A 10,592-nucleotide genomic window follows, 5' to 3' on the forward strand; every position below is an offset into this window, starting at 1 on the left:
TTCAAGCAGAAGACGGCATACGAATACCCTACCGCGCAAAACTCGCCGTATTCGGTGGGCAGGCGAGTTTCTACTTGGCGGTGAACCTGCTGCTCGTTGTGGCGCCGCCACTCGATGAGCTGCTCGATGGAGATCATCGTCAGCCCGTGGGCGTCGGCAAAGCGGCGCAGCTCCGGGGAACGCGCCATGTCTGTGGGATCCTCTTCAGAGACGATCTCACAGAGCACGCCAGCTGGGCGAAGGCCTGCCAAGCGAGCCAGATCGATGGCGGCTTCCGTGTGCCCGTCGCGTTCGAGCACACCATTCGGGCGCGCGGCGAGCGGGACCACGTGTCCGGGGCGGGTAAATTCCGAGGGCTCAGAGGAGGGATCGGCCAACCTGCGGATAGTTTCGCAACGCGAGGTGGCAGAGATACCAGTGGAACCATTAGCCAGGTCCACCGTGACGGTGTAGGCGGTCTGCCTTATGTCCTGGTTAACCGCGAGCATCGGGGGTAAGTTCAAACGCTCGCAGTCTTCTGGGAGCAGCGGTGCGCAAATGTAGCCGGAGCTATAGCGCACCATAAAAGCCACGAGCTCCGGGGTAGCGAGCTCAGCGGCGAAAATGAGGTCACCTTCGTTCTCACGGTCCTCATTGTCCACGACGACGACCGCCTTGCCGGCCGCGATGTCCGCGATGGCTTCGTCGACGCTATCTAAACTAAAAGCTGAATCTGCAGCGCTCATAAGGACTTACTCTATCCCTCCGTGCCAGTGGCGGAGGCGTTGGGGTGAACCATTCTCTCCACATACTTTGCAAGCACGTCTACCTCGAGGTTGACGCGAGCGCCTGGCGCCATCGAACCGAACACGGTATCGCGCAGCGTGGTGGGAATGAGTGAGACTTCGAAATAGCTCTCCGCGTCTGGCTCTCCATGCCCGTCTGACAAGGCCGATACCGTCAAGGAGGTTCCTTGCACCGCGATGGAACCCTTCTCCACCACGTAGCGCTGCAGCTCGGCCGGCAGGCTAAAGCGGAGCACCTCCCAGTGCTCCGATGGTGTGCGGCGCAGCAAGGTCCCGGTGCCATCGACGTGCCCTTGCACAATGTGACCACCCAAACGCGTCGTCGGAAGCACCGCTCGCTCAAGGTTGACCGGCGCGCCCACCTCGAGTTCACCGAGAGAACTACGGTTCAAAGACTCCTTCATGACATCTGCGATAAAGGTTCCTTCTCCCAACTCAGCAACGGTCAGGCACACGCCGTTGACCGCGATGGAATCTCCCAGTTGGGCGTCCCCCAGCACGGTAGTCGCGGCAATGCCGAGGCGTACGGCATCACCCTGCGGCTCCACGCTATCGACGTGGCCGATTTCTTCAACGAGTCCAGTAAACATAGCCAGCACTCCCCTTCTCTTCTTTTAGCCTTAAGCCTTTGAACCTTCTAACCGTGGAAAGCTCCGATAGCACGTGAAACTCCGAAGCTTTCAAAGCTTTTCCTTCTTGCGGTATTCCACGAGCAGGTCCTCGCCGAGCTCGGTAACCGCGAGACGTTGCCACCTCTCAGCCTGACTCAGACTCCGAGACAGAGCTCGAGTGAGAATTCCTCTGCCCTCTCCGAGAATGACGTTGCCCAGGTAGGCCTGAATCCGCTCGACGTAGCCCAACTCCATGAAGCTGGTGGCTAGCCCTGCGCCGCCTTCGACAAGGATGTCTCGCGCTCCACTGGCGTACAGCTGATCTAGTGCCTCCTGCGGCGTGGGATAGTGCTCGAAGCCTAGCTTGACCAGGTTACTAGCCCCGCCCCGGCTGACATCCCGGGAACCGATGACAACGCGCCGCGGCTGCCGCTCGCGCAGTGAACCATCCAGGTAGCGCGCCGTCAGCGAGGGATTATCCGCTAACGCCGTGCCGGTTCCGATGAGGATGGCATCGCGCTGAGCCCTATCACGATGCACGTGCTCGCGGGCCCGCTCTCCGGTAATCCACTGGCTACTGCCATCCGCCGCAGCGGTGAAACCATCCAGGCTTTGTGCAAACTTGAGCGTGACGTGCGGGCGCCCGAGACTCACCGCGCTCAACCACGGTTCGAGCGCATCATCCACGCCCTCTGGCAGCACGAGCTGTCCCACCGTGACTCCGGCGCGGCGCAGCGTTGCCGAGCCGCCCCCGGCTTGCGGGGTGGGGTCTGGGTGGAGGTAGTACACGGCGGCCACGGAGGCATCGATAAGCGCCTGCGCGCACGGGCCGGTACGACCCGTGTGATTGCAGGGCTCCAAGGTCACCACGGCGGTTCCGCCGCGGGCCTTGTCCCCCGCATCGCGCAGCGCCATGACTTCGGCGTGGGGCCCGCCCGGGGGCTGGGTGGCGCCGACACCGGCGACGCGGCCGGCAGCATCGAGAATCACTGCGCCGACCGGCGGGTTCGGACTCGTCGTACCGCGCACCCGCTCGCCGGCCGCCATGGCTACGCACAACGCTTGAGTTCGGTCAGCAGAATCGTGGCGTGTGATCACAGCGTGGCCAGTCGGCGCAGCTCCTCGACGGCCGCCGCCTTATCCGCTTCCTTGTAAATAGCCGAACCTGCGACGAAAGCATCGCAGCCTGCCTCAGCGGCGGAGCGGATCGTCTCTGCCGAAATGCCACCATCGATTTCGATGAGGACATCGTGGCCGCGCTCATCGATGGCGGCGCGCAAGGTGCGCACCTTGTCCAGCTGATCCGGCATGAAGCTCTGACCGCCGAACCCGGGTTCAACAGACATGACGAGGACTTCGTCGAAGTGCTCAAGGGCATCCAGCCAGGGCTCAATCGGGGTGCCCGGCTTGATGGAGAAACCCGCGCGCACCCCGAGATCCCGGATCCTGCGGGCCAAGGCGATGGCCGCGTCCTTGTCGGCCACGGCCTCGACGTGGAAGATGATGCAATCAGCGCCTGCCTTGGCGTAGGTTTCCACCCATTTCTCCGGCTCCTCGATCATGAGGTGAACGTCGAGGGTCTGCGAGGTAATCCCGTCCACCGTCGCGGTAATATCCGGGCCGAAGGACAGGTTCGGCACGAAGTGACCATCCATGATGTCAACGTGGATCCAATCCGCGTTGGCCACTGCTTTGACCTCTTCGCCCAAGCGGGTGAAGTCGGCGGCCAGAATGGATGGGGAGATAATGGGACCAGACGAGTGTGCAGACATGACACTCAGCCTAGTCCCTCACGCGGCGCTAGTCCGCTACTCGGCGGAGGACGGCGAAAAACATTGCATCTGTGCCGTGGCGGTGCGGCCACATTTGGGCGGAGAGTTCGCTGCCGAGATCCCCCATCTCCGGCAGCACGTCGCGCGCATCCAGCTCCTCGACGCGGATCTCTGCCCCAGCGCCGTGGCGCTGCAAGGCGGCATCCACGATGCCCCGTGTCTCGCGCAGGTCGGGCGAACAGGTGGAGTACACCACGACACCACCTGGGCGCACGAGGTCCAACGCAGACTCGAGGAGCTCGGTCTGCAGAGTGTTGAGTTCCGCAATATCGGACTCGGCTTTGCGCCAGCGGGCTTCGGGGCGGCGACGGAGTGCACCGAGGCCGGAACAGGGGGCGTCGACAAGCACGCGGTCGAAGCCCGCGTTGAGACCCGGCGCACGACCGTCCGCACGGTGCACGCGGACAGGCAGGTCACCCACCGTCTTTTCCACCAAGGTAGCGCGGTGCGAAGAGACTTCTACGGCATCGACCTCCGCCCCCTCGACGCGAGCGATAGCCCCCATCAGGGCGGCCTTGCCACCGGGGCCGGCGCACAGGTCCAACCAGCGTCCGGTGTCCTCGCCAATAAGTTCAGCTTCCGTCACCGCGCGTGCGATCAGCTGCGATCCTTCGTCCTGGACCGCTGCCAATTTCTGGCGAACCGGCTCGAGGGAGCCCGGGTCACCCTGCTCAAGGTAGACCGCGTAGGGGGAATAGCGTCCCTCTTCGCAGCCGGTAATGAGCGCGAGTTCTTCGGCGGATATCTCGCCCGGACGCGCTACTAGGTGCACAAGGGGCCGCTCAGAGTCCGCCTCGAGTGCGCGCTCCAGCTCGGCTGTCTGCTCGGCACTGAGCGCATTATCGTCAGCGGTTAGGAGCCCCAACGCACGGCCGAAGGAGCGGGCGATCCACTCGGGGTGAGCGTGGCGGAAAGCCAAAGCCGCGACCTCTCCGCTCGGAGCTAACTTGTCCAGCCACTCTTGCGCAGGTGTGCGGGTGATAGTCCGCATGATGCCGTTAGCAAAGCCCTTGGCCTTCTCGTGGCCGGCCGCCTCCACGAGGCGAACGGTGGTATCGACCGCCGCGTGCGCCTCCACCCGGGTGTAGAGCACCTGGTAGGTTCCCAGTCGCAGGGCCGTGAGTACCTCGGGCGCAATGGCGTCGAGCCCGCGCGACGAGCATTCAGCGATGACCGCATCGAGAACGCCCTCGGTGCGCAACGTGCCATAGGTCAGTTCCGTGGCAAAGGCGGCGTCGCGGCCGCTGAGCTTGTTCGCGCTCACGGCCTTCGGCAGCGTGAGGTTGGCAAAAGCGTCATCCGCCGCAACCCGCTGTAGTACCTCGAAGGCGACCGCGCGCGGCACGTCCACCCCGCAGCGCCGTGCCGCGGAAATCAGCGAAGGGTTCTGGTGATCGGGGTGAGCAGTCTGGCGCTGTCCGCCTCGGCGTCCCTTGTGGTCGCGTCCACTGCGCGAGTTTCCACGTTGTTGGCTGCCCCTTTGCTGCTTTCCTTTCTGTGTGCCCTTCCCTGCGCGCTGCGCCGGGTCACCAGACTTGCTGCGGGACCTAAACCCTCCGGTCATGAGAACTTCACCTCGTCTGTGCCATCCGTGCCGCGAGAGCCTTGGCTAGCAAGACCTCGGCCCCAATCAGCGGCGTTCATCATCTTCTTACCGGGCGGTTGAATCTTGCCCAAACGTACCGGGGAGCTACCGGTGCCGACCATGACCGCGTTCTTGGCCACGTGCACTTCTCCTGGCTGGAGTGCGCGCATTGTGCCAGCCTCTGGCAGCGCCTCGAGTTCGGCGGGTGCCACGCTGCTTACAGGCCCTACCTTCAGGCGGGATTCCCCCATTAAGGTCCAGGCTCCCGGCCCCGGGGTATGGGCGCGGATGTGGCGATCGATGACGTCAGCAGGCAGGGTCCAGTCAATGCGGGCGTCGTCGGTTGCGATCTTGTGCGCATAGGTGGCCTCTCCTTCCTGCGGCTGCGGCGTAATGCTGCCATCCTCCAGGCCATTCATGGTCTGAACAAGGAGGTCACCACCTGCATACGCCAGTCGCGTGAGCAGGTCATCAGCGGTATCGGTAGGCAGGATTGATTCCTCGATGGTGGCCAGGATGTCCCCGGTATCCAGGCCCTGATCGATGCGGAAGGTCGTGGCGCCAGTGCGCTCATCACCGGCCGCAATGGCTGCCTGGACCGGTGCGGCGCCGCGCCACGCTGGAAGCAGGGAGAAGTGCAGGTTGACCCAGCCGTGCGTTGGGAGGCCCAGCAGATCCTCGGTGATCAGGTTTCCGTAGGCCACCACCGGAATAGCCTCCGGAGCAATCTCCGCCAACCGCGCGCGCAGAGCATCGCCGTCCTCGGTGCCTGGCTTGAGCGTGGATGGCGTGAGAACCTCGATTCCGTGTTCCTGGGCCAGCGCCTTCACCGGGCTGGGGTGCAGGGTGCGTCCGCGGCCGCGGCGTGCATCTGGACGGGTGATGACAGCGGCTATGTCGTGGTGTGAGGCAATGAGCTTCTCCAAAGCCACGACGGCGGGCTCGGGAGTTCCAGCAAATACGATGCGCACAGTGGGTGCATGCCTTTCTCTCGTGAGGTTGATTGTTGATTAAAGTCTGACGCCTATGCGTTGAACCACTCCGACTGGCGGATGATCTTCATGGATTCCTTTCGCAACTCATCGCTCAGACGCTTGAGGAATAAGATTCCGTCGAGGTGATCCGTTTCGTGTTGGATGCAGCGTGCCATCAGTCCGGACGCGAGCATAGACACTGGGCGGCCTTGGGGATCAAAACCTTTAAGGCGTACGGTATTGAACCTTTCGGTGGGCTGGGAAATACCGGGGATGGACAGGCAGCCCTCTGGTCCCAGCTGAGTCTCTTGTCCCACTGCTTCCCACGCGGGATTGATGATGGCACCGCGCAGGCCGTGCTGATAGTGAGAGCAGTCAAAAACGAAGATGCGCTTGGTCACGCCGATCTGGTTAGCCGCTAGGCCCACTCCCCCGGCGTCTTCCATGGTCTCCAGCATGTCCTGAGCAAGACGCTCGAGCGATGGCCCGAACTCGGTGATCTCCTCGGCCCGGGTGCTCAGGACGGGATCGCCATAGAGGCGAACCTCGCGCACGGTCATAGTATGAACTCCTCGTGGTTTGCGGTCTTTCACGGTGAGCAGGGATTGCCATCCATAGTGCTCCTGCACCGAGAATAGTTCACAGTAAGCAGTGCGTGCCCTCCAGGGGTGGGGTCGGCTGCTCTGTCTATCCAATGTTGATCGGGTCCACGGCGATGCGCAGAGGCAACACATCCTTGCGCGCGCTGCGCAGCGAATTGGCCGTTCGCAGCGCCTTCCCAAGCTCCGAGCGCGGCCCTAGCGGCGTGCGGATCAGCAGGCGCTGGGGTTCACCGCCGCGTTCGTGGTCATACTCCCCTGGCAAGCTCACCCCGGGCGGTAGCGGGACCGGGCCGAGAAGCTCCGCGTGCTCCGGTAGTTCGGCCAGTTCCAGGAAAGCGTCGAGCGAGGCATCGGCACCGTCGACGGCCGCCATATGCACCGCGGGTGGGAAGCGTACCTCGCGGCGTGCCTGCAACTCGGCCGCCGCGGCACCCACCATGTCCCACCGGCTCAAGAAGCCCACAAGCGGGAGCTGCTCATCTGCTGCCACAATCACCGCCCCGCCCTGCGCAGCCGGGGCCACGAGAGTGGCGGCGGCGGCCCATTTGGTCAAGGTATCCTCCGTAGCTCGGAGATCCTGACGGCCCAGCAACGCCCCGGTTTCCACCAGCAGCGCAGCACCATAGTGCCCTCCCTCGGCAACGCGTGGCTCCGCGCCGGGAGTGGCAATGACCAGCGCGGGACCAGCAGGGATCTCGTCGAGGACTGTGGAGCCACCTGACTGGATGACGCGAGTGTTGGGAAAGGCGCGCCCCATCTCCTCGGCGGTGCGCTCGGAGCCCAGCACAATAGCCCGCAGCCGTGGGGAACCACACTCGGAACAGCGGTAATGGGCGTCGACACGCCCGCACCAGCGACACGTGGGAAGCGCGGCGGAGTCCTGAGACCCATCCGCCGCACCACGAGCAGAGGGTAAACCTAGCGGCCCGTTGCAGTGTCGACACCGTGCCGGGGATGAACACTGCCCACACGCCAGAATTGGGGCGTAGCCCTTGCGCGGGACTTGGACAAGGACGGGTTCACCGCGGTCGAGTGCAGCGCGGGTGGCTTGAAAAGCTGGACCGCTGACCGACGTCGTCCCGCCCTGCATGTGCCGCGCTAGATTGATACCGAACGCACCCACCGCAACAATATCGGGGCGCGCCGCTTCCAGAGCTTCCGGAGTTGGGAGAAGATCGTGTGCCCATCCTGATTCAACCAGCAGCTGGGCTTCGGCCGTGCGCGCGTGGCCAGCGAGGATAAAGCTGCACTCTTCCTGCGCGGAACGCGTGCTCAACACCTCGCGCGTGTGGACGTAGGGCTTAAGGTTATCCACCAGGCTATCGTCACCGTCATTCAGGACAACGGCCAGCTTCAGGTTCTTAACTGGGGCGAATGCCGCGGAGCGTGTACCGATAACGATGCGCGCCTGCCCCGTCAGCGCGGACAGATAGCGGCGGTAGCGAGCCTGCGGGCCAGTACTGTGCGCAAGCACCGTGATCTGCTTGGCGGAGAGGTGGCGACGAAACGCCGCCTCCAACAAGTCAAGGTCACGCTGATCAGGCACAACCATGAGCACCCCGCCGCCTTGCAGCGCCACGCTCGCGCCCAAGGCCGCAAGCGCGCCAGCCCAATCTGCCCCCGGTGCGATCTGCCATGCTGCCCGCGCAATGTTCCCCGTGAGCACCGAATCCACGAAAGACTCGCCATGCTGGTAACTCGACCACGCAGAGAGATCTGGGTGCTCTGCTGTGCCGAGCTCTTCCCAAGGTGTGGTGATATCCGCCTCTTCGGCCTTGGCGTGGCGCGCCGGGATGGCGGTGCGAATGATATCGGAGCGCACGCCGCCGTAGCGGGCTGCAAGGGATTCGATGAGCGCCGCCATGGTCGGTGTGTACACCGCATAGGGGGAGATGACGCGTTCGATATAGCGGAGCGAACCGGAAAAATCAGAGTCGCTGCTGCGGGTGAGCAGGATAGCGTCAACCAACCTGCCGTTGAAGCGAATACGCACCCGCACGCCCGGTTGCGCGGCGTCGGAATCCGCCTCATCAATGAGGTAGTCGAAGCCGCGGTCGAGGTGCGCTACCCCTAACAAGGGCAACACCCGCGCGACCGGTTGCTGGGCGGCGGGTGTCTTCTTGGGCATAGCGCCCGATTCTACAGGCCGGCGGCACGGCGCAGGTCGACGGCCCTCGAGGTATCCTCCCACGGAAGGTCGACATCAGTGCGGCCGAAGTGACCGTAGGCCGCTGTTTGGCGGTAGATCGGGCGCTGCAAGTCGAGCTCACGAATGATGGCGGCCGGGCGCAGATCGAAGACCTTGTCCACGGCAGCCTGAATGTCGGCGTCGCTCAGCCCGCCGTGCGCGGTACCGAAGGTCTCAACATAGAGGCCAACCGGCTTGGCGCGGCCGATGGCATAAGCCACTTGCACCTCGGCGCGGTCGGCAAGCTCTGCGGCCACGATATTTTTGGCTACCCAACGCATGGCATAGGCAGCGGAGCGGTCCACCTTGCTCGGATCCTTACCGGAGAAGGCACCGCCGCCGTGGCGAGCCATGCCGCCATAGGTATCCACGATGATCTTGCGGCCGGTCAGCCCGGCATCACCCATGGGGCCGCCGAGGATGAAGGAGCCAGAAGGATTGATGAGCAGCTCGGTGTCTTCGGTGTAGTACTTGCCCAAGCCGGCGTCGTTGACGACCCATTCGACGACGTGCGTGCGCAGCTGCTCGGACAACCACTCCTGAGTTACGTCCGGATCGTGCTGGGTAGAGATGACGATCGTCTCCAGGCGCGTGGGTACATCATTCTCGTCATAGGCGTAGGTGACCTGGGTCTTGCCATCGGGGCGCAGGGAAGGCACGATGCCCTCCTTGCGCACCTGGGTAAGACGACGCGAGAGGTGGTGCGCCGTGGAAATAGGCAACGGCATAAACTCCGGGGTCTCGTTGGTGGCATAGCCAAACATGAGGCCCTGGTCACCCGCACCGTACTGGTCATCATCTTCAAAGGTGCCGGAACGAACCTCGGTGGAGGCGTCCACGCCGGCCCCGATCTCTTGGGACTGCTCACCAATGGCGACGTTGACACCACAGGTATGGCCGTCGAAACCAACGTCGGAGGAGGTAAACCCAATCTCCACGAGGGTCTTGCGTACGATCTGCGGGATCTCTACATACCCGGTAGTGCGCACCTCACCGACGACGTGCACCTGCCCCGTCGTCACGAGGGTCTCTACGGCGACGTGGGCGTTCGGGTCTTCTTCGAGGAGGGCGTCAAGAATGGCGTCCGAGATCGCGTCACAAATTTTATCCGGGTGGCCTTCTGTTACGGATTCGCTGGTAAAGAGGCGTACCGCCTGTGCAGCTTTTTCAGTCACAACTTTTCCTTAAGCTAGTTCTGCGCGTCGTGGGTGGGACAGCGCCTTGCCCACGCCTCGGCTGATAACACCGCCCCATCGTAGACCAAGCGGTCTACAGCTGCAAGAACGACCACTACTTTTTCAGGATTTCATTCACAGCTTCAAGTATCTGCGCGGCCACGACCTGTTTCGAGCCAGGCTCGACCACCACTGGCTCGGCATCACGCCGCAGGATCCACCCAGCGCTCGTAGGCTGTCCAAAGACCTTTCCCTCCCCAACCTCATTGGCCATGAGTACATCGCAGCCCTTCTTTGCGAACTTCCGCTGCGCGTATTCCAGGACAGTCGTCGTCTCATCACCGGTTTCTGCGGCAAAGCCGACGATGATGGCATCGGGGTTGAGGGTGCCACTGTCGCGGCGCTCGACGAGGCCCTTGAGGATATCTGGATTTTCCACCAGTTCCAGATGCGCCAAATCGGCGTCCGCCGACCCCTTCTTCATCTTTGACTCAGCCACGGAAGCGGGGCGATAGTCCGCAACGGCCGCGGCCATGATGACGATGTCCGCGTCGGCGGACTCTGCATTCATTGCCTCCTGCATATCGCGGGTTGAGGTCACCCGCACGACCGCGGCACCGGAGGGAACCGGAAGCGCCTCCGTATTACCGGCAACGATGGTGACATCGGCACCCCGCTGTGCGGCAATCTCAGCCAACGCAAAGCCCTGCCGCCCGGACGAGCGGTTGCCAAGGTAGCGCACTGGGTCAAGGTTCTCTTGCGTCCCACCAGCGGAGATCACGACCTTCCGGCCCTGCCACTCATGGTCCACACGGTGGCCAGCAATGATGGTGCGAGCAA

Annotated in this window: 9 protein-coding genes; all 9 read right to left on the minus strand. The window is 63.4% G+C overall.

Annotated elements, in window-relative coordinates:
• Positions 1-736: 736 nt before the first annotated feature.
• Positions 737-1,375, minus strand: coding sequence for a riboflavin synthase (locus tag RDN59_RS09790; protein WP_308607675.1), 639 nt, complete (start codon positions 1,373-1,375; stop codon positions 737-739).
• 90 nt (positions 1,376-1,465) lie between these two features.
• A complete protein-coding gene (ribD, locus tag RDN59_RS09795) occupies positions 1,466-2,443 on the minus strand; it encodes a bifunctional diaminohydroxyphosphoribosylaminopyrimidine deaminase/5-amino-6-(5-phosphoribosylamino)uracil reductase RibD (protein ID WP_308607683.1) in 978 nt (325 codons plus the stop codon).
• Between the two features lie 47 nt (positions 2,444-2,490).
• Positions 2,491-3,168 carry a ribulose-phosphate 3-epimerase gene (rpe, locus tag RDN59_RS09800; RefSeq protein ID WP_308607676.1) on the minus strand — a complete coding sequence of 226 codons (678 nt, stop codon included), beginning with the start codon at positions 3,166-3,168 and terminating at the stop codon, positions 2,491-2,493.
• A 28-nt stretch (positions 3,169-3,196) separates the two neighbouring features.
• Positions 3,197-4,792: a transcription antitermination factor NusB gene (locus RDN59_RS09805; protein ID WP_308607677.1), complete on the minus strand. Its 1,596-nt coding sequence runs from the start codon at positions 4,790-4,792 to the stop codon at positions 3,197-3,199.
• The gene (gene fmt, locus RDN59_RS09810) at positions 4,789-5,784 is read right to left on the minus strand and encodes a methionyl-tRNA formyltransferase (protein ID WP_308607678.1); all 996 of its coding nucleotides are present in this window, start codon (positions 5,782-5,784) and stop codon (positions 4,789-4,791) included. The genes RDN59_RS09805 and fmt overlap by 4 nt, the downstream gene beginning before the upstream one ends.
• 53 nt (positions 5,785-5,837) lie before the next feature.
• Positions 5,838-6,347: a peptide deformylase gene (def, locus tag RDN59_RS09815; protein ID WP_308607679.1), complete on the minus strand. Its 510-nt coding sequence runs from the start codon at positions 6,345-6,347 to the stop codon at positions 5,838-5,840.
• A gap of 127 nt (positions 6,348-6,474) precedes the next feature.
• Positions 6,475-8,517 (minus strand): primosomal protein N', encoded by a 2,043-nt coding sequence (locus RDN59_RS09820; RefSeq protein WP_308607680.1) that lies wholly within the window; start codon positions 8,515-8,517, stop codon positions 6,475-6,477.
• 11 nt (positions 8,518-8,528) lie between these two features.
• Positions 8,529-9,752, minus strand: a complete 1,224-nt coding sequence (gene metK, locus RDN59_RS09825) for a methionine adenosyltransferase (protein ID WP_308607681.1) — start codon at positions 9,750-9,752, stop codon at positions 8,529-8,531.
• Positions 9,753-9,867: 115 nt separating this feature from the next.
• A partial coding sequence (locus RDN59_RS09830; protein WP_308607682.1) for a phosphopantothenoylcysteine decarboxylase occupies positions 9,868-10,592 on the minus strand: 725 nt, incomplete at its 5' end.

This window comes from uncultured Corynebacterium sp. (assembly GCF_902489365.1).
Lineage (GTDB): Bacteria > Actinomycetota > Actinomycetes > Mycobacteriales > Mycobacteriaceae > Corynebacterium.